General features: G+C 64.8%; 12 protein-coding genes. 3 read left to right on the forward strand and 9 right to left on the reverse strand.

All coding sequences use genetic code 11. The annotated features are described in order from the left end of the window. Window positions 1–86: 86 nt before the first annotated feature. From EV191_RS13060 to EV191_RS13070, 3 genes are all read right to left on the reverse strand, one after another. Entirely contained in the window at window positions 87–680 is a 594-nt protein-coding gene (locus tag EV191_RS13060; protein WP_132877286.1) for a TetR/AcrR family transcriptional regulator, read from the reverse strand. Between the two features lie 76 nt (window positions 681–756). Beyond that, the gene (locus tag EV191_RS13065) at window positions 757–1,752 is read right to left on the reverse strand and encodes an Acg family FMN-binding oxidoreductase (RefSeq protein WP_132877287.1); all 996 of its coding nucleotides are present in this window, start codon (window positions 1,750–1,752) and stop codon (window positions 757–759) included. A 138-nt stretch (window positions 1,753–1,890) separates the two neighbouring features. Then, entirely contained in the window at window positions 1,891–2,454 is a 564-nt protein-coding gene (locus EV191_RS13070) for a TetR/AcrR family transcriptional regulator (RefSeq protein WP_132877288.1), read from the reverse strand. Window positions 2,455–2,574: 120 nt separating this feature from the next. On the opposite strand from EV191_RS13070, the gene EV191_RS13075 reads away from it, so the two are divergent. Further along, window positions 2,575–4,062 carry an aldehyde dehydrogenase family protein gene (locus EV191_RS13075; protein WP_132877289.1) on the forward strand — a complete coding sequence of 496 codons (1,488 nt, stop codon included), beginning with the start codon at window positions 2,575–2,577 and terminating at the stop codon, window positions 4,060–4,062. Window positions 4,063–4,102: 40 nt separating this feature from the next. Further along, window positions 4,103–5,761 (forward strand): choline dehydrogenase, encoded by a 1,659-nt coding sequence (gene betA / locus EV191_RS13080; protein ID WP_132877290.1) that lies wholly within the window; start codon window positions 4,103–4,105, stop codon window positions 5,759–5,761. A gap of 94 nt (window positions 5,762–5,855) precedes the next feature. Here the strand turns inward: betA and EV191_RS13085 are convergent, their stop codons facing one another. The 3 genes from EV191_RS13085 to EV191_RS13095 form a co-directional block, all read right to left on the reverse strand. Beyond that, complete coding sequence (locus EV191_RS13085; protein ID WP_132877291.1) at window positions 5,856–7,013, reverse strand: epoxyalkane--coenzyme M transferase; 1,158 nt, start codon at window positions 7,011–7,013, stop codon at window positions 5,856–5,858. Window positions 7,014–7,877: 864 nt separating this feature from the next. After that, complete coding sequence (locus EV191_RS13090) at window positions 7,878–8,918, reverse strand: hypothetical protein (RefSeq protein WP_132877292.1); 1,041 nt, start codon at window positions 8,916–8,918, stop codon at window positions 7,878–7,880. After that, on the reverse strand, window positions 8,915–10,120 hold the full coding sequence (locus tag EV191_RS13095) for a type VII secretion protein EccE (RefSeq protein ID WP_243658934.1): 1,206 nt from the start codon (window positions 10,118–10,120) through the stop codon (window positions 8,915–8,917). Before EV191_RS13095 ends, EV191_RS13090 begins: the two co-directional genes overlap by 4 nt. Window positions 10,121–10,377: 257 nt before the next feature. On the opposite strand from EV191_RS13095, the gene EV191_RS13100 reads away from it, so the two are divergent. Then, window positions 10,378–11,370, forward strand: coding sequence for a sigma-70 family RNA polymerase sigma factor (locus EV191_RS13100; protein ID WP_132877293.1), 993 nt, complete (start codon window positions 10,378–10,380; stop codon window positions 11,368–11,370). 114 nt (window positions 11,371–11,484) lie between these two features. On the opposite strand, the gene EV191_RS13105 is transcribed toward EV191_RS13100, so the two are convergent. The 3 genes from EV191_RS13105 to EV191_RS13115 all read right to left on the reverse strand — a co-directional run bounded on the left by EV191_RS13105 (window position 11,485) and on the right by EV191_RS13115 (window position 20,092). Further along, window positions 11,485–14,505 (reverse strand): BTAD domain-containing putative transcriptional regulator, encoded by a 3,021-nt coding sequence (locus EV191_RS13105; protein ID WP_132877294.1) that lies wholly within the window; start codon window positions 14,503–14,505, stop codon window positions 11,485–11,487. 90 nt (window positions 14,506–14,595) lie between these two features. After that, window positions 14,596–17,877 (reverse strand): tetratricopeptide repeat protein, encoded by a 3,282-nt coding sequence (locus EV191_RS13110; RefSeq protein WP_132877295.1) that lies wholly within the window; start codon window positions 17,875–17,877, stop codon window positions 14,596–14,598. A gap of 205 nt (window positions 17,878–18,082) precedes the next feature. Then, window positions 18,083–20,092 (reverse strand): hypothetical protein, encoded by a 2,010-nt coding sequence (locus EV191_RS13115; protein WP_132877296.1) that lies wholly within the window; start codon window positions 20,090–20,092, stop codon window positions 18,083–18,085. Between the last annotated feature and the right edge of the window lie 260 nt (window positions 20,093–20,352).

Genomic DNA, 20,352 nt, shown 5'->3' on the forward strand with positions numbered 1-20,352 from the left:
GCTTCGATCGCCCTTCTCCCGCTCGTCGCCGGGCACCTCTCGGCCGTAGCCGCGCTACCGGCGACTTCACGATATCCGGACGCGGGCTATCCGGCCGCGACGTTCGGCACGTGGCGCGCCAGCAGCTCGGTCAGGTGCGTTCGGGCATGTTCGAGCGCCTCGGTCGTACGCCCTACCCGATCTTGGATGATCGCGCCTTCCAGGCAGCTCAGCAGGAAACTGCTCAGCGAGTCCACCTGCTCGGCCGGTACCCCGTGCCGGACGAGTGCCTGTCCAATACGGTCCCGCACGTTCCCGAACACCGCGCGCACGATCGCCTGCAGATCTGGGATATCCGGATCGGCGAGCGCCGCGGCGAGCATCGGGCAGCAGTCCCGGTAATCGGTGCTTTCGAGCGCTTCCTGCCACATATCGACCAGCGCGTGCACCCACTCGGCGGGCGACAACGTCGCCGTGCAGGCCTCGATAAGAGATTCCGTGCGCTGCCCGGCGACGCGCGTCGCTTCGGTGAGGAGTTGCCCCTTGCCGCCGGGAAAATGCTGATAGATCGACTGGCGCGCCGTCGAACTGTGCTCGAGCAGATCCGCGAGCCCCGTTGCGGCCACCCCTCGTTGCCGCATCAGGGTTATCGCGCTGTCGATCAGGCGCTCTCGGGGACCAGTCGTCTGTACCTTCCCCATAGACCAGGCAGTCTATCCTCTGCGTGGACTATAGACTAGTCGATCTAGGAGCCATCCATGGGTGCGCCTACTCCGGCTATCCCTCGGATCCGAGCAGGCCCGGTTCCCGCGAACTGACCGCTTCTACCGCCCGCCGCGGCGTACTTGCCGCCGGGTAGCCATAGCCGAGTCGCAGTACCACCTGCGGCTGCAGTCGTCCACCAAGTTGCGCGCGCAATGCGGCCCGACTCGCGGGCAGCTCCACCGGCTGCGAGAGGAACGAGGCACTCACGCCAACGATCGTCGCGGTGAGTAAGACTCGTTGCATTGCCTGACCGGCACGCAGTTGCGCGAGCGGCGCGTCGGTATGCGAGCCGAGCACGGCGACGAGCGGGTCCTGTTCATAGGATCGAACCGATTCGGCCTGCCCGCCGAAATGGCGAAGTGAGAGCAGTGTGCTGGATCGCGCGGAATAGCTGTCGACCGTCTCGGGCACCCCGTCCATCCGGCCAGCGTCTCCGGCTGTCCATCGCTCGAGTTCAGCGCGGAACGCCGGATCATCCGCCTGCAGTCGCTCGGCCTCGCGCAGTAACCGAGCGAGCGCGGTGAGCTCGGCGGGTTGCTCGAGCAACCGTAGCTCGGCACCCTCCACCGCCGCGGCGGCGACCAGTAACCGGCGCACTCTGGCCGGTACCACCTGGTCGGTGAAGGGCTTGCGATTGCTCCGCCGGTTGAGCGCGGCCCGATACATCGCGACGTCATCGGGCGTTGCCTGGTTTCGTCCGCGAACCCATACCCTCGCCAACAGGTCCGGCCTACTGGATTCCGGCAGTAGGCTGACCACGGGCAGCCGGCCGGCCGCGCGCAGCGCCATCCGCATATTGAGAATCGCCGCACCACACGACAATCGCGCTTCCCTGCCCGTGGGATCCGCGACAGCCAGCACTCGCTCGCGATCGAGGAGCACATCGATCCACGTGGTGCCGAAGACAAACCGCCACGGCTGTGTGTTGTGCGGCGAAGGGGCACGCACGGCGGCATCGATCACGAACCGGATCGGTTTACTGAGTTCTCTGCTGAGATGTGTCGACATCGGCGCTCCCGCGGTCAGTTTCCGGCTCTACCTTCCACCGGTATGCCCGATGCCGCGAAGAGTCACCGGACCCTGGCCTGCCGGGCCATTCGACCCATCTTTCCGAGTGGTCCCGTCGTCGTGGCAGAACCACCACCCTCAGCAAGCGAGTGCCCTGGCGAAGAGTCGCTCGAGCTCGGCACGGCTCGGCACCGCGTCGTCGAGTACCGCCTGCATCAGCAGTCCACAGGTCAATGTGGCGATCATCTTCCCGGTCACCCGGTCGGTCCGCGCGATGAACACCTCCGCCAGCGCCTCGTCCCACGCGGCAGCCGCGCCCCGCAGGTTCGGGCGGTGCAGCGCGACGGCGTACAGGTTGTACTCGGCGACCGTGTCCGCGCGCTGCTCGGTAATCGAAGCCAGCACGAAATCGGCGAGCTCCGGTGCCAGGTCGACATCGCGCGCCAGTTCGCGATCCCAGGCGCGCAGCTGCGCAACGCTCCGCGCGGCGGCTTGATCCAAAGCAGCGGCGAGGAGGTCGTCCAAGCTAGCGAAGTGATACGTGGTGGAACCGAGTGGGACGCCAGCGGTAGCTGCCACCTTGCGGTGGGTCAGCGCCTCGATCCCCTGCTCGGCGATCACCGTGATCGCGGCTCGCGCGATGCGGCCGGGCCGATCCGGATCGTTGGGCCCTCGGCGCGCCGGTGCCCCGTTCTTCGCCATCGCCTTCTCCCGCCAGCCGCCGATCCAGCACCACTTATGGACAATAGTACACATAATGTGTACGTTTGTACCCATCGACGCCCGGGCCGGCGGGCGGGACTAACGGAGGAGCCAGCCACCATGCGGGATCTGCACATCGACGGAGCGTGGGTCGAAACGACGGCCACCGGCGCGGCTGCCGAGCGGACGGTGCGCAATCCCTTCGACGGTAGCGAGTTGACGACGGTCTCCGAGGCCAACAGCAACGATGTCGACTCGGCGGTTCACGCCGCCCGGCGCACCTTTGACAAAGGCACCTGGCCGCGAACGCCCGCACGCGAGCGCGCCGAGTTCCTGCGCACCATTGCGGACCTGCTGACCAGGGACCGCGCCGAGATCGCCAAGACCGAGTCACTGGACACCGGCAAAACCTTGGTCGAGGGCGGCATCGACGTGGACGATGTCACGGCCGTGTTCCAGTACTACGCCGGCATCGCCGACGCGGACGCCGGCCGACTGGTGGATGCCGGCAATCCGGACGTGGTCAGCAGGATCGTGTACGAACCCGTTGGCGTCTGCGCGCTGATCGCACCGTGGAACTACCCGCTACTTCAGATGTGCTGGAAGATCGCGCCGGCACTGGCCGCGGGGAACACGATGGTGATCAAACCAAGTGAGCTCACCCCGCTGTCCACATTGCATCTGGTACGACTCATCGAGGAGGCCGGCGTCCCCTCGGGCGTAGTCAACCTCGTACTCGGCGCTGGCTCCGTAGTCGGTGCCGCGATGGTGGAGCATGCCGCCGTGGACCTCGTATCGTTCACCGGTGGCCTGCAGACCGGCCGCTCGATCATGGCCACTGCGGCGAAGGATGTGAAACGGGTTGCCCTTGAGCTAGGCGGGAAGAACCCGAACGTCGTCTTCGCTGACGCCGATTTCGACACCGCGATCGACTACGCGCTCGCCGCCGCGTTCTTCCACTCTGGACAGGTCTGCTCTGCCGGATCCCGGCTGATCGTCGCCGATGAACTGCACGATCGCTTCGTCACTGAGCTGGCCGCCAGGGCCGAGGCGATCCGCCTCGGCAACGGGCTTGACCCCGAGACGGAATGCGGACCGCTGGTCTCCGCCGAGCACCGCGCCAAGGTCGAACGGCATATCGCCGCGGCGATCGAGTCCGGCGCACGGCTGGTGACCGGGGGCGAGCGCCCCACCGACCCAGAACTTCAGAACGGCTACTTCCTGCGCCCGACCATCTTCGCCGACTGTCGCCGGGACATGCCCATCGTCCAGGACGAGGTGTTCGGACCGGTGGTCACGGTGGAACGGTTCCATACCGAGGCCGAGGCCATCGAGCTGGCGAATGACACCGATTACGGCCTCGCCGGCGCGGTATGGACCAGTGACGCGTCAGTCGCCCAGCGAGTGGCCGGCGCGTTGCGACACGGCACGGTGTGGATCAACGATTTCCATCCGTACCTGCCCCAGGCTGAATGGGGTGGCTTCGGCAAATCTGGCATCGGACGCGAGCTCGGCAAGGCCGGGCTGGACGAGTACCGCGAGGCGAAGCACATCTATCACAACATCAGGCCGGAGCCGATGCGCTGGTTTCGCGGCGCGCCAGCTTGATCACGGATGACCATGGCACGAGGATCTGAGGAGTTGCCCGATGAACACGGCTCAGTATGACTACATCATCGTCGGCGGCGGCTCCGCCGGATGCTCGCTGGCCAATCGACTGAGCGCGGATCCAGCGAACAAGGTACTGGTACTTGAAGCCGGTCGGCCAGACTGGATCTGGGATATCTTCATCCATATGCCGGCCGCGCTGACGATGGTGATCGGCAACCGGTTCTATGACTGGAAGTACGTGTCCGAGCCCGAGCCGTATATGGGAGGTCGGCGTGTGACGCATGGCCGGGGCAAGGTCCTCGGCGGATCCAGTTCGATCAACGGCATGATCTTCCAGCGCGGTAACCCGCTGGACCTACAACGCTGGGCAGCCGACCCTGGGATGGACAGCTGGGACTATGCCCATTGTCTGCCGTACTTCAAACGGATGGAAACCTGCGTCGCCGGTGGCGACGACTGGCGCGGCGCGGACGGCCCGCTGGTTCTTGAGCGCGGCCCGGCGAAGAATCCGCTGTTTGGCGCGTTCCTGGAAGCCGCGCAGCAAGCGGGTTATCCGCTCACCGACGATGTGAACGGCTATCGGCAGGAGGGGTTCGCCCGGTTCGATCGGCTGATCCGCGACGGTCGACGATGGTCCGCGGCGCGGGCGTACCTCCACCCGGTCAAGAGCAGGCCGAACCTGACCGTGCGGTGCCTCGCCCAGGTTGATCAGGTGCTCTTCCAGGGGAAGCGCGCCGTCGGCGTCGAATACCGCCAGTTTGGCAGCGGCCGCAAGCGCGCCTTCGGCGGCGAGGTGATCCTGTCTGGTGGCGCCATCAACACACCCCAGCTCCTGCAGCTGTCCGGAGTGGGTAATCCCGATGAACTGCGCCCACTCGGCGTGCGGATGGTGCACGAGCTCCCCGGTGTTGGGGAGAACCTGCAGGATCATCTGGAAGCCTATATCCAGCATGCCTGCACGCAGCCGATCTCGTTCAACCCTTCCCTGAAGCTTCACAACCGACCGAAGGTTGGTCTGCAATGGATGCTGGGGCACACGGGGCCGGCTGCGACGAACCACTTCGAGGCTGGCGGCTTCGTGCGCGGCAACGATCAGGTGGACTACCCCAATCTGATGTTCCACTTCCTGCCGATCGCGGTTCGCTACGACGGCACCCCGGTCAACGCCGAACACGGCTACCAGGTACATATTGGACCCATGTACTCGGATGTGCGGGGTAGCGTCAAGATCAAGTCAACGAATCCCAAGCAGCACCCCGCGCTCAGGTTCAACTATCTGTCCACATCGAACGACCGCAAGGAATGGGTCGAGGCGATTCGAGTTGGCCGGGATATTCTTCGGCAACCCGCGTTCGCCGAGTTCGATGGTGGCGAACTCTCACCTGGGCCGGACATCGACAGCGACGAAGCGATCCTTTCCTGGGTGGCAAGGGATGCGGAGACGGCATATCACCCATCGTGCACCGCACGGATGGGGGTCGACGAGATGTCCGTCGTCGACCCGGAGTCGATGAAGGTGCACGGTTTGGAAGGCCTCCGGGTCGTTGACGCGTCCGCGATGCCCTACCTCACCAACGGCAATATCTACGCGCCGGTAATGATGCTGGCCGAAAAGGCCGCCGACCTGATTCTCGGAAACACCCCGCTGCCGCCAGAGGCCACCGAGTTCTACCGACACCGCTCGAGTACGGCCTGACCGGCGATCCAAGATCGACTGTACGCATGCCGACGATCGGAGGCCCCATCTCGCGCGGGATGACCGCCCGATGAGGCCTCCGCCTGTCTCGTCCTCAGTAGCCCAATCGCTTAGTCGCTAGTTCGGCACCGCGAACGAGGGAATCGAACTTGGCCCAACCGAGCTCCGGATGGATTCGTCCACCCATCCCACAGTCGGCTCCCGCGATCACGTTCTCTTTACCTACCCGCTGAGCAAACCTCTCGATTCGCTCAGCCACCAACTCGGGGTGTTCGATGAGATTGCAGGAGTGCGAGACCACACCCGGAATGAGCACCTTCCCAGCCGGCAACGGCGTTTCTTCCCAGATGCGATACTCGTGCTCATGTCGGACATTGGCCGCCTCAACGAGATAGCCCCCGGCTTTGACCGTGAGCATCATGTCCACGACGTCGGCGAGCGGAATATCGTTGGCATGCGGTCCATGCCAACTGCCCCAACACATATGATAGCGCACTCGTTCTTCCGGAACGTCGGTCAGCGCCTCGTTCAGTGCGTCGATGCGTTTTCCGATGAACTCGCGGTAGCTGGCAAGGTCAAACTCTGGCGTACGGTCCCATACGGCGGTCAGCCAGGCGTCATCAACTTGCAAAATAAAGCCTGCCTCAGCGATCTGCCGATACTCTTGACGCAAGACGTCGGTGAGTGCTTTCAGAAAATCGTCTTCAGTGCGATAGTGCTGGTTCGCGATACCAACTTCCACGCTCGCCGGAGCGACGACCGGCATAAATCCTTCGGTCGCATCCGCACTCCGCAAAGCGTTGGCCAGGTTCGCGATGTCTCTGTTAAGCGCTCCAGGTCGGTAACTGAGCGGACCGGTGCACACCGGTTGCGTAGTCATCGCGCCAAAGAAGTACTGGTCCTCTGGAAAACCGAAAAGGTTCCCCGACTCATCGGCCCAGGCGTAAAAATCGGGAAACTGTTCCCGATCCCGGCCTTTGAAGTACACATCGTCGGTCCAGGGACGACGCTCGATACCATCAACTCGCTCTGTTATGTACCATTGCCAGATCGACTTTCCGTATTCACCGTCGTTGACGATGTCGATCCCATAGCTTGTTTGCTTTGCGACTACGTCCGCGACGGCGGTCCGCAACCGCTGCTGGACCGCATCGGCCTCGTTGCCTTCGCTCGCCATCGTCTTGGCAAGGTCTGCTGGACGCTGCAGCGCACCAGCATGAGTTGTCAACATTCGGTCGATGCTTCGTCGCATCCGTACTCCCAAGGTCATAGCGTCCGGCAACGTCGTAGCTCAGACGCGTGCAAATTCGGGCAGGAATGACAGATACCCTAGGGTTGCCTGTCAATGGTCCTGCACTGCTTATGCGGTCAGCGAGGTCGCGGTAGTCAACCGACCGGTTCTCTCCAGGCAGGCGAGGCGGCACGCGGCCACAACGCTCGCGCCCGCGGCCACGTTTCTGAAGTCCGGTTGGGTGTTACGTAGCCCGTACTTGGGCCGTAGCCGCCCGTACATCCGCCCAAGAAATGCCTGCTGTTCAGCTGTTTCGTCCTCATCGACGAATGGTCGGCACTGTTGTCTAGTTGCCAGCCTTTCGCGAGATGCTTGCTAAGTACGACAGATAGATCAAGTGCCAGCAGCATTGACGTCGGAGGTTGAGATGGACGATTCAACTAAGCCGTGCCGCGACTGTGGGGGTTCGGGCTGGCTCATGCACGCGGTTCTGAACCATGACAGTGGATGCATTGACTCGCGCGAAGAATTGTGCGAAGCCTGTGTCAGCAAGCCGCACGACCGCATGCCGCACGCTGCATAGCCCGCATGTAGGCCCCGGCGTACCGATCACGTATCCCCCGACCTGTGGTCTGTCGTACCCGGGCACGACATGAAACAAATTTCATCGTTTCGAGGCGATTCTCGGTCTCCTCGCCCACCCCGTCGAACCGTATACCGGACCAGCCGGTAGATCCGCGCTCCCCGCCCCAGCAAGTGTCCTTAACATGCCCGATCCAGCAGCGTGTCTAAGTCTCTGACAGCCATGTGCCTCGTACTGCTATACGTCGTTCGCTCGACTGTTTGCGGAAATTTCCCGTGCGCCCGCACAGCACGTAGATACGTCTAGCGTCGCGCCTGTCCCAACGCATCCAGTTCGTACTCGGCAAGCGCCAGCCACGCGTACTGTTCGGTGTCGTCGGCGAGCACGGCGACCATATCGTCGTGCAGCACCTGCAGTGTATACGCGGTGCGTTCTGGCGTTCCGTAGACGGACATCATGCCCGCCGACTCGTCCGGCGTCAGCCGCTGCGTCAGTACCAGATCGGCCCGACGTACCTGATCAGTCCTATCTGGCCGGAATTGGCGAAGCACCGTGAGTTCGGTCAACCAAGCGTCGACCTCTGTCGTTGGTTCAACGGCGGATTCCACGTCGATGACCCGAAGCACTGGGGCATCGCCGGATGCCGAGGTGTCGAGTGCGATTCCTGGTGGTAGCAACGCTACGCGGTCGATACGCCCGGTCGCGAGCCGTCCGAGATCTTGCCAGTCCCCTGGGCGGTCCGTCACGATCACCAGCCGCGCACCGAAGCGCAAGGCCCGGTACGCAACCAGCCGCGCCGCCCATACCCCGCCGATCAGCGCGCACCGCATCGGTGTCGGCCGGAATAACGCCACGGTGACCGGGGCGCCGCTCTGATCCTTTCCGATCGACAGACCCACCGTGGATCCGGTTAACTGAATCAGCTCCAAGGACTCGTATCCCGCTACGTGCCGACCGGTTCGCAACCGAGGCAGCGCGCGGTGTTTACGGACATGCCAGGCGGACTCGGTCGACGACCAGTCACTGGCCGGCGCCGGGCCGCGCGGCGGGCCGCCGGGCGCGGGCGGCACCGTCGGCGCGGCGGCCGCTGCCTGCCCAATGGCCACCGGTTGCGCGGTAGCCGCTGCCTGGCTCGCGTCCGTAGAGGTTTCGGTGGCTTCCTGCTCGGCTGGCTGTGGATCGGCCACGGGCCGGCCGGTCTCGGGCACGGACTGCGCTGACGGTGCGGCCACCATGGCTGCCGTGGGCCCGCTGCCGGCGCTTCGGGCTGATGGCGGTGTCTGCTGTGGTGTGCCGGCACTCAGCTGTCCCTGATGCGGCTGCCAACCGGGTTGTCCGTTCATCGGCCACCCCCACCGCTTGGTGCTGAGGCGTAGACGCCAGCCGCGTGTTCACCGTCCAACCGGAACACTTCACCGCCGTACCGTTCGGCGATCGATACGAGGCGCGCGCAGGCATTCGAGTAGCCGTCTGCCGGCGCGGCCAGCCTGATCAGGCATTGCAGGTCGGTACCCGAATGGCCAGGCTCGAGCGCGAAGGCCAAGCTCGTCCTGCTAGGACCACCCGCACTCGGTAGCTCAGTTACCGCGGCCAGTAGCGTGTTGCCGTTCTCCGCGCTCGGCCACGTTCGCAACCAGAAGCAACCGTGGGTCAGCTCGCCAGACCGCCAACTGTCCCATTGCTCGGTCGGCTGCACCGGCCGATCCGTTGGCACCAGGTCGCAGGACATGGTGAGCGCATCGAGCAACTCGTCGGAGTCGAGCGTCCTGGCCTCGATTCCGCGCCGCTTGAGGACCTTGCCGACCCTACGGGTGAACTCCGCGAGCATCGACGGAATGTCCACGTTGGCGTCCGGATCGTCGATCACCGACTCGGCGACCGCGTTGGCATCCAGCCGTACCGCCACCCACAAAGTCTGTTCCCTGCTGGGTGTGGCCGCTGGCGCGCGGAAGGGCATCGTGCTACCCAACGGGTCCGGTGCCCGCTGCTCAGCCGCCGGTCGAGCGGGATCAGTGGCTACCACATGGCAGACAACCTGCATCACGACACCGGGTTGCTCGGCTTCAGCGGCTACTCGCGCCAGCGAAGCGAAAGGAACCGGCGGTTTGATGCCATCCTCGCCGAGCGCCGTCAGTTCGAGAACGGCGAACCAGCCCGCGCCATCACTGCCCATGCCGAGCGGGGTGTCGCCGGCGCCGGAGACGTCTTCGATCACGAGATCTGGTGCGAGCTCCCGCACCGCTGTGAGCCGGGGATCGGCATCCCGCTCGCCGGAGGAGCCCTTCCGGCGGCGGAATCGCCACCAGAGCAAGAAGCTGTCCGTCCACCACCGGCCGCGCCAGCGCCCGAAGGTGAGCACAATGCCGAGTACGCCGAGCACGATGCCCACGATCATCGCCCAGAGCTGCTGCACGACAAGAAAGAACACGGTCAGCTGAATAAGCTCGAACACCAGCAGTCGCGCCACGCTTACCAGGCCGAGCCGGCCGGGCTCGCGCTTGCGCCGGAACCACACGCCGCTATTCGGCAGGTTCTCGTCGGTCACCACAGCGCAGCCCTTTCCACGCGGCAAACAATAGCTCCGCCACGCAATCGAGCCCTTCAGCAAAACAAACGAGCGGCTGACAGCTTGCCCGTAGTCCATCCGCACATGACCGTACATCGCCCCCGCAACACCGCCGCGACCTGCGAGTTCGTCATACCAGGAGCCGCGCTTGGATGCCCGTACCATGCCAGCGCAACCGCCCATTCTGTACCGGTACCGAGTAAGCTCCGAGGACCAGATAGGGCGGTTACGGACAGGTGACCAGTTCGCTGATCGACGCGGAACCGGGCGCTATCGGCGGCGCCGACGAGAACTACGAGCGAGGCGCCTCCGCCGACCTGGTGCGGTCGTACCTATGGGGTATCGGCAAGACCGAGTTGCTGACGGCCGCGCAGGAAGTCATCCTCGCCAAACGAGTCGAGGCCGGCGTGTATGCCGCACGGCTGCTGGATGCGGCCAGCGGTGAGTCGGCACAGTATCTGTCGGCGGACATACGAGCCGATCTGCGGCTGATCGCCGCAGAGGGCAAGGCAGCCAAGAACCACTTGCTCGAGGCGAACCTCCGGCTCGTGGTGAGCATCGCGAAACGATACGTCGGTCGGGGCATGCCACTGCTGGATCTGATCCAGGAAGGCAATATCGGGCTGATTCGCGCGGTGGAGAAGTTCGACTACACGCCGGGATTCAAGTTCTCCACCTATGCGACATGGTGGATCCGCCAGGCGATCAGCAGAGCGCTCGCCGATCAGGCCAGGACCATTCGGATACCGGTTCGCGTGGTGGAGCAGGTCAACCGAGTAACCAGGGCCCGCAAGGACCTCGCGGCGCAGCTTGGCCGCGAGCCGGATGTCAACGAAATCGCTGAGCAGGCCGGGATCACCACCGAGCAGGTCATCGAGCTGCTTTCTTACGAGCAGGAGCCAATCAGCCTCGATCAGGCCGCGGGCGAGCACGGCGACAGCCCGCTTTCCGACTTCGTTCGATATGTCGATCCCACCGGCGGCCACGCCGGTAACGTGTCGTCCCTCGTACTCCGGCAAGTTCAGGACTTACTCGCCAGATTGAACCCGCGGGAACAAGAGGTGCTCCGGCTCCGGTTCGGATTGGACGATGACCGGCAACGCACTCTGGAAGAAGTGGGACGCGAGTGCGGATTGACCAGGGAGCGGATTCGGCAGATCGAGAAGCGGACGCTGCTCAAGCTCAGGGAGCCGTGCGAGACTAGCCCGGCAAACGCCCGGGCATCCTGACTGGACATCCACGCATCGTCCGTGCCCCAATGCGCGCAAGCCATCGCATTGGGGCGTCCAAATTAGACATTTGAGTGATTTCGGCGCGCTTGACTAATCAAGGCGCTGGGCTAATCAACTGACGGTGCCCGCGGCTCGCTCTTGACGAATCTCGGCAAGAATCTTCAGGCCACGTTCCCAGCATTCCTGGGCTTCGGCCTCTCGATTCACCTCGCGCAGTGCCTTACCGAGCGTCTCTAGCGCTTCGGCCTCATAAGCCCGGTAGCGCTGCTGACGACACAACTCGCAGGACTCTTGAAGCAATGGGATCGCTTCCTCATATCGGTCAAGTCCCAGCAATGCCGCACCAAGACAGTGCAAACTGATTGCGATCCCGACGATATCGTTGACATTTCGGCGTAACTCGACCGCGCCGCGTAAGCACGTGACTGCCTCGTTAAACTCTCCAAGCCCTACATGGCACTGCCCGAGATTGCTGAGAACCGCGGCCTCGAAACGAGTATCCGTAAGCTTTCTGGCCAACTCAATAGCGGCCTGGAAATGACCGCGAGCTGCGGCTACGTCACCACAACGCGCGATGGCGATGCCGAGGTTGTTTTGACTCCATCCCTCGCCCGCGCGGTCACCGATGGCCTGTCGGATTTCCAGGGATTCCTTGGCGGAGCGCGCGGATTGCTCGAGTTCGTCGAGCTGGCCGTAGGCGAGCCCAAGGTCGCTCAGCAACAGGGCTTCGCCAGCTCGATCGCCTACTCGTCTGGCCGCGGCCAGACCGAGTTGCGCGACCGATACCCACCGATCCCATTCGCTTGTTCGCTCGAAGTATGTCCGCAGCAGCGCGGTGAGCTGCCAGCTGATCGATTCGAGTCCATACTCGACACCAAGCGCGACCGCCCCGGTCACCGAGGCATGTTCGGCGTCGAACCAGCTGAAGGCCGCGTCCTCGTCATCGAACTCCGGAAGGTCGAGCGGCGATTCGTCCGAGACGCTGAAGGTCGTGCCGACCGCCGGCGAAAGGACGCTCTTCGCGCGATAGGCGGCGTGCAGATGCCAGTTTAGTACTCGATCGACCGCCGCCTGCCCACCGTCTTCCTCATCGCGTTCCGCCACATCCCGCGCGTACGCGCGCACCAGATCATGCAGCTGATATCGCTCGCCTGTGACCACAATGGCCAGATGCTCGTCAACAAGGCAGTCGAGCAGTCGGCGAGCCGCTTCTTCGGGACAACCCACCATCGCCGCCGCCGACGCGGAGGTGAAGTCGTCACCAGGATGCAGGCCAAGCAGCCGGAACATCTGGCGAGCGGACAGACCCAACGCTTGGTAGGAAAGGTCGAACGCAGCACGAACATGCCGGCTACCTGCCGTCAACTCGTCGATGCGATCGCTTGCGTCCAACAATCTGCGCGTCATGTCCGCGAAACTCCATGCTGGACGCCCCTGAATCCGGCGGGCGATCAGCGCGACGGCGAGCGGCAATCGGCCACAGAGCTCAACGACCCGCTGCGCGGCCTCCGCGTCGGCGGCAACGCGTTCCTCCCCCACGATCTGAGTGAGCAGCAGTCGCGCGTCCACCGGGCTGAACACATCGAGCGGCAAACTGTGCGCGCCATCCAGCGCCAGGGATCGACGACTGGTCACCAGCACCGCGTTGCGCGGACTGTCCGGCAACAACGGTAGCACCTGCTCCGCGCTCGCCGCGTTATCCAACAAGACAAGCACGCCCTGTTCCCGAAGCCGTGCCCGATACAACGCGGCTCGCTCATCCAACCCACGAGGGATCTGGTCACCTGGTACGCCAAGCAAATGCAGGAACGAGGCAAGTACGGTGGCCGGTTCCGCCGGAGGCTGGTCGGCATGCCCTCGAAGATCGACGTACAGATGCTCATCGGTGAACCGACCCTCGCCGAAGAGCTGATAAGCCAGCCGCACGGCGAGCCGGGTCTTACCGACGCCAGCCATGCCCTCGATGGCAATGATCATCGCCGCGGCATGGTCGCTTTCGGACTGTGTCAGTTTGTTCCGCAGCGCCGTCAGTTCGATATCCCGACCGGTGAAGTCGGCGATATCCCTTGGCAGTTGCCGATGCGCGCGCACGGTAACTGGCTCGGCGATCTCCGGGTGATGAACCTCCTGGCGCAGCACTCGCTGGTGTGCTTCGGCGACCTCGCGCCCAGGCTCCGCGCCGAGCTCATCCGCGATTCGGCGCCGCAGCTCCCCGTACACCGTCAACGCCGCCGCCTGTTGACCGCTGCCGGCAAGGGCGACCATCAGCCGAGCGTGCGCCGATTCATGCAACGGATCGGCTTCGGTTAGCCGCCGGAGCAACGGCACCACCTGCTCATGCCGGTCGAGCCGCGCCGCGGTCTCGGCGTACTCGACGACCATCGTTTGCCACTCGCCGGTCAACGCGACAACCGAGGGATGCACGTACAGACTGGGCAGGTCAGCGAGCGCATCACCGCGCCATAGCTCCACCGCGTCCCGGTAGGCAGCACACGCGCCGGGAATATCGCCGGCATCGCGGCATTTCCTGGCCAGTTCCAACCGCGCCCGGAAGGCAAGCAAGTCCAACTGGTCGTCGGCCACCGTCAGCTGATAGCCGCCCCTGGTTGCGGTGATGATCCGAGCGGGTTCGGCTTCCCCTTGCGGTGCCTGCAACCTACGCCGCAGCCGGGACATACTGGTCTGCAGTAAGTCGACGACATTCGCGGGCGGCTGCTCGCCCCAGCCAGCTTCGATCAGGCCCTCGCGACCAACGGTCTTGTTCGGAGTGAGCGCGAGCAAACCGAGTAGCACTCGCTGCCGGACCGGACCCGGATCCACATCGACTCCACCCGCACGCACCGCAAGCGGCCCCAGAATCCGCACCCACAGGTCAGCTGTCTCGGTTTTGCCGCTCTGGCTGAGCTGGACCAGCTCCTCGGTCTCGGCCGCCGTCAGCTCGAGCGCGTCCGCGAGCTTACGCAGGGTCCCGACGCGCGGAGTGGCGACCCTGCCCTGCTCGAGGTCCCGCAGGCTGGCGACACTCATCCCAGCTCGCTCGGCCACCTGGCGCTGCGTCAGACCGGCGCGCCGCCGGTAGCCGCGTACTACGTCTTCAAGGGAACGACGAGATCCCGCGGCGGTCACACTCATCCTGTACCGTCCTCGTCCCGTTTGTGAACGGAAATCGCTTGTTCAGACGGCGGATTCCCGACCCCGGTTCCGCGTGCACGGACCTGGCGGTTACCCGCTCGCACCAGTATCAGCCTGGCCGACGAGTCTTCGACGCACTCGGTCCGCCCCAGCCACGCCCAACTCGACGTAGAGGGCGTATGCCTGTTGCCAATGATCTTGCGCAAACGCGGTGTCGCCACGCACGTAATGTAACTCGCCAACTGCCTCGAGCGCGCGGGCCTCCAGCCGCCGCTCGCGGGTTTCGACGGCCATCGCCAGCGCGCCACGGAGGTATTCCCGCGCCTGATCAAGTTCCCCGCCCACCCGGTAGGTATCACCGAGCTCCGTAAGGATTTCACACTCAGTAACCGGGGCGTGGACGCGGCCGATGACCTCACGAGCCTCGGCCAACTGCGGCAAGGCTTGCTCGACGAGTCCATGGTCCCGGTAAGCCAGCCCGAGCCGGTGTCGCACGTAGGCTTGTTGCGGCAGCTGACCCCGTTCCATGGCGATCCGCAGCGCCCGCCGGAGAATTTCCAGCGCTTCGTCGTGCCGGCCGAGCTGCCGATAGCTATCTCCCATATTCGCCAGCGCGACACTCTCCCCTTCACTGTCCGTGAGGTCAGACTGCCTGGCGACGTCCAGCGCACGCTGATAGTTGTCCAGCGCTTCGGGAAACCGTCCGAGGGTGGCAAGGAGCAGTCCGGCATTGTTGCGTATTCGGACTTCTCGGTGCATATCGGGCTCATTCGAGCCGACAAGTGGCGCGGCGCGCATGTTGTAATCGAGCGCCTTCTCGAACTTACCTAGCCGGTAATAGACGTTGGCTAGCCAGCCCAATGTGGACATTTCGAGATGGCGCTCGCCATTCGACTTGTGCAGCTCCAGGGCACGATCCAGATGTTCCACGGCAAGATGCGGTTGGCTCTGATAGATCATGGCCGCGCCCAGGAAGGTCCGCGTTACGGCCTCACCGACCAGATCTCCCGCTTCGATGCTCGCGTTCAGCGCCACCTGGTGGGTTTGCACCCAGTCCTGGGTCTGACCGTGTAACTGCAGGTAGACCCGGATCGTCTGGGCCAGTTGCCAGGCATGAGTTGGCAAACCGTGTTCGACGGCAAGTCCCACCGACGTCGTCACCGCGGCGCGGTTGGCCTCCAGCCAGCTCGTGGCGGCTTGTGGCGTGCTGAACGCCGGCACACTCGGTGACGCGTGGCCCACGAGTTGCGCCCGCCAGCGGGTCTGCTTCAACAACTGCACGGCCCGATCAGTGGCATGCAGGTAGTACTCGACCAGTCGGGTGGTCGCGGCGGTCCGCTCCGGCGCCGATTCGAAGGCGGCCACCAGCTGGCTCGCGTATTCGCGAACAAGATCGTGCGGGTGGTACCGATCGCCGGAGCTGGTGTCCAGTAGATACTCGTCAACGAGTCGGTCGAGTAGCCGCTGCGCTCGGTTCGGCCGGATATCCGCGAGCACCGCCATAGCCGTGGCGTCGAGGTCGTCTCCTGGGCACAGTGCGAGCAACCGGAAGACGCGTTGCTCATCCGAGGACAACGCCTGATAGGACAGGTCGAAAACGGAGCGAAGCTGGCGGCTGCCAGCAGCCAGCTCGGTGAGTCGATCGCTGGATTCGGCGAGGCGATCCGCAAGGTCCGCGAACGTCCAGGATGACCGCGCCTGCAACCGGCGGACGGCGAGTGCGATCGCGAGCGGCAGGTGACCGCATAGCGTCACGACTCGCTGGGCCGCGGTGGGTTCGGCCGAGACGCGCCGGTCGCCAACGATCCGGCGCAGTAACCGTTCCGCCTCCTCGCCACTGAACACCGGAATCGGCATGGTGTAGGCGCCATCAACGGCGAGCGTGCGGCGGCTGGTTACCAACACCAGATTCGCCGGGCCCGCCGGCAGCAAGGGCTGCACCTGCTCTTCATTGGCCGCGTTGTCCATGATGATCAGCGCGTTCTTGGCGTAAAGTCGATCGCGGTAGAGCGCGGCTCGGCCGGCGATATCGGCGGGTATCTGGCCGCCGGTGACGTCGAGCAGTTGGAGGAACGCGGCGAGTACCGCGGCCGGTTCGGCCGGCGGCTGATCGGAATGGCCGTGCAGGTCGACGTAGAGCTGAATGTCCGCGAAGCGACCGGCGGCAAGCTGCTGGTGCGCGAATCGCACGGCGAGTTTGGTTTTGCCAACGCCGCCGCTGCCTTCGATGACCGCGATACGGCCCGTGCGGTGTTGCTCGCCTCGTTCGATCAGCTGCTCCTGCAAGGCGCGCAGTTCAGGTTCCCTGCCGCTGAACTCCTCCGTGTCCGCTGGAATCTGCCGATGCGCGGTGACCGGCGCCAACTCGGCTTTGAGTACTTCATGCCGCATGATCCGCTGGTTTGCCTCAACGAGCACTGGTCCCGGATCAGCGCCCAACTCATCAACCAGTCGCTCGCGGATCCGCGCATAGGTACTCATCGCGCTCGCCTGTTGGCCGCATCCGGCCAAGGCGATCATCAGCGCGGCGTGTACGGCCTCATGTAACGGCTCGGCGCGCGCCGCGTCCTGCAGCAGCGGGAGCACGTCCTCATGCCTGCCCAGTTCGGCGGCGACGGTGGCATACTCCACAGCCACGGCGCGATAGTCCTGCACGAGCGCCGTGGCTGCCGGCAGCCCACGTATCACGGGCACCTCGGTCAACGGCTCACCACGCCAGTGCCGAACGGCGTCCTGGAACTGCTCACAAGCCGCGACGAGATCACCGTTCTGTCGAGACTGCCGAGCGCGGGACACCGATCGGCGGAACTGCAGCAGATCGACCTGCTCGTCGATGGCGGTGAGCTGATAACCACCACGAGTAGCGGTGATCATCGGAGCTTCATCTGATGATCTTGCCGGTTGTAGCCGACGTCGGAGCCGGGACATTCTGGTTTGCAACAGATCGGCCGCGGTGGCCGGCGGGTACTCCCCCCATAGCACTTCAACCAGGGTTTCCTTGCTGACCGACACATTCGGCGACAGCGCGAGCAGGCACAGCAGCGCCCGTTGCGTCTCCGAGCCGGGGTCGACAACCTGTCCATCCACGATCACCCGTAGTGGACCCAGCACGTCAATGGTTGGACCAGTACTCAGTTGGGTGTCGCCGAGGCCGATCCGCAGTAGTTCATCGGTCTCGGTACGAGACAGCGCCAACGTATCGGCGAGGCGACGAATCGTGCTCGCTCGGGGGCGCACCACTCGCCCCTGTTCCAAATCCCGCAGACTTGCCACACTCATACCGGCGAGATCCGCGGTCTTCTGTTGGGTCAGCTCGGCTCGACTCCGGAATTCCCGGATACGTTCACCGAGACGACCGGGACCACGAACCAACGCTCACCTCGTCACCACCGCGATACTCCATACACCCGCAAGTGACGTAAGACCATCGCGCGGACGAAGTACACACACGCACACCGCCGCACCTGTCCGCTCGAACTACGTCCCGTGCCGATTACCGACTGAAAGCAAATCGGATTCGGTAAGCGTAGCTGATCAGCCAAGGAGGGCGGACGGCGGCGGGTGCGGCACGGCAGGACTACCGCTTCGTCGGTATGGACTCAGTAGGCGGGTCAGCCCTGACCGATTCGTTGGCGACTCCCCTGCCGGCACCTGGATAGGTCAACCAACTGTCCGGCTCGCGGCGAAGTTGAGAGAGCAGCCGGCTCGTCTCTGGCTGCAGGCGGGCGTGGCCTTCGCTCCCACCGAGCTTGGCCAACATTTCCGCGGTTGCCGCGCCGAGTCGAGTTCGGTCGTGCTCGTAGTAGAAGAGCAACAGCGCTCGCCACAGCCCTTCGGCGCGAGGTAGCAGGTCAATTCCTTTCCGTAGTGCCCACTCAACGACCTCGAAGTCCCGGTTCGCCGACGCCAGATCAGCGGCCCGCCGCACACTGCGCACCACGAGCGCGTGCACCTCGGCGCTCCGCAATGGCATGGCTACCAAGCCGAAGGCGGCGAGTTCCCCACGAATCATGGCAAGCGCGCTCACCAACCGGGCCCGCTCGTTGTCCGCCTCGGTGACACTGGCCAGCTCCTGGAAAAGGTGCCAGTCCACCCGAACGTCCGCCTGCACTACCCAGCCGCCACCGAGCTCGCGCAACCGAGGCTGGCCGTTAGTCCCGAGCCCAAGCCATTCGTGCAACTCGCGCATGGCGGTGGCCATCGCCTCGGGGCCACCGACGGCCGCGCTCAGCGCATGTCGGGACAATCCTTCCGGCTGCAGTGCGGCTGCCGCGGCCAGCTCGCTCAGCAATGCGCGCCTGGGGGCGCTAAGCCGGCCAGGCGCATGTACCTCGAGCGGGCCGAGCACGTTGACCCTGACCGGTGCGGGCCACAGCTTGTCCCTGGTCTCCGTGCTGAACACGGGCGCGCTCAGGGCACGGATCGCCGGTTGCCACCCGCTGGCGCCAGCCGGTCGATTCTCCGGCGCCGGTATCCGCACGGTCGGCTGCTCTTGCGCCAGCGGTTGTCCTTGCGGTGGCGCGGTGGGCGAAGTCGCCACCCTGGCCGGCTCGGCTGGTGGGGGCGCGACCGAACCGACACCGTGGGTGACTTTCAACTGCCGCCGCAATTCGGCGATACCGCCGGATGTCGCGTCTAGCCGCAGTCCCAGCGGGTTGATCTGTAGCTGGTCTTCCTGGCCTGCCAAGAAGACCCATCGCGCGTAGTGGGAACCGCCAAGGCACAGTACGACGATCGAGCTGTGCACGTCTTCGGCGATTCTGGTTATCCGCGCGGCGTACTGTTCTTCCGGAGGTTGGGCGAGCAACAGCACCGTAGTGTCGGATCCAGCAGGGTCGCCGTCCGCCGTGGCAAAGGTCGCGCCGCCGCGCCAGGCTCGCCGTTCCGCCGCGCCGATCGCCTCAACCGCGCTCGCGAACTGCCGCACGCGGGCGGGCTCCGGCACGACGAGTTCGTCAGGAAATCCCCCGAGCAGCATGGACACCCCGGTCGACCACGGATTGCTGCTCAACTCGAAAACCATGTCCTCGAGAACTCGGCGAGCGGCGGCGGGTTCACCATCGATAGCCACCAAGCCGGGTGATACCGCCAGATTGACGAGTACTCGCCACCCGTTGGAGGTGCCGACCGTGACGAGCAACCGGTATGGGATCGGGCCCGGTTTACCCGCGCGCAGATCGGCGCTGTTGACCGCCCAGGACTGACCGGGCGGGCCACCGCTTTCCACATACCACGGCGGTTCGGGTGGCTGGTTTGCCGGCCGCGCGAGATGTACCACGATCCGGTCGCTTGCGGCGAGCACGACCTGAATACCCGGTGCCTGCCGCGATTTGGCCCGCAGGCCCCGGTGCAGTTCGGCCAGCGCCGTGGATAGCAGCGCGGCTAGCTTCGCGTCCCGAAACACCCACCTGCCCGGCGCGAGCGCACTACCGGCGCGCCTGCGTCGTAGCCGATGCCGCGTGGTTTCGGCCAGCGCCGCCACCGCGCCGAGTAACACCGCACCGAGCAGAATCCACAGCGCGACTCCCGGAGCACTGGTCCAGAAGTTGCCCTGCGCTAAACGCATGGGCGCCATGGAGGCCGACATGGGCACCTTCCGCAGTTCGATCAGAAAAAGTCACCGGCCTCGCGGAGTGTAGATCCGCCGGTCAACCCCGTCCTGCCGATTCGGACCCGGCCAAGTAGTCGCGATCACCGCAGTCTTCCGGACCGTTGCGGTGGAGGACGTGGCCAGGCCCTGTGCCGAACCGCATTCGTTGGGACCTTGCGGTCGCTTGCTGCGGCGGGGTTGGTGACACCCTGTGACCGCGTTCTGCAAGGTTAGCGAGTTGGCGAAGGTTTCCCGGA

This window comes from Tamaricihabitans halophyticus (genome assembly GCF_004340875.1).
Taxonomy (GTDB): domain Bacteria; phylum Actinomycetota; class Actinomycetes; order Mycobacteriales; family Pseudonocardiaceae; genus Tamaricihabitans; species Tamaricihabitans halophyticus.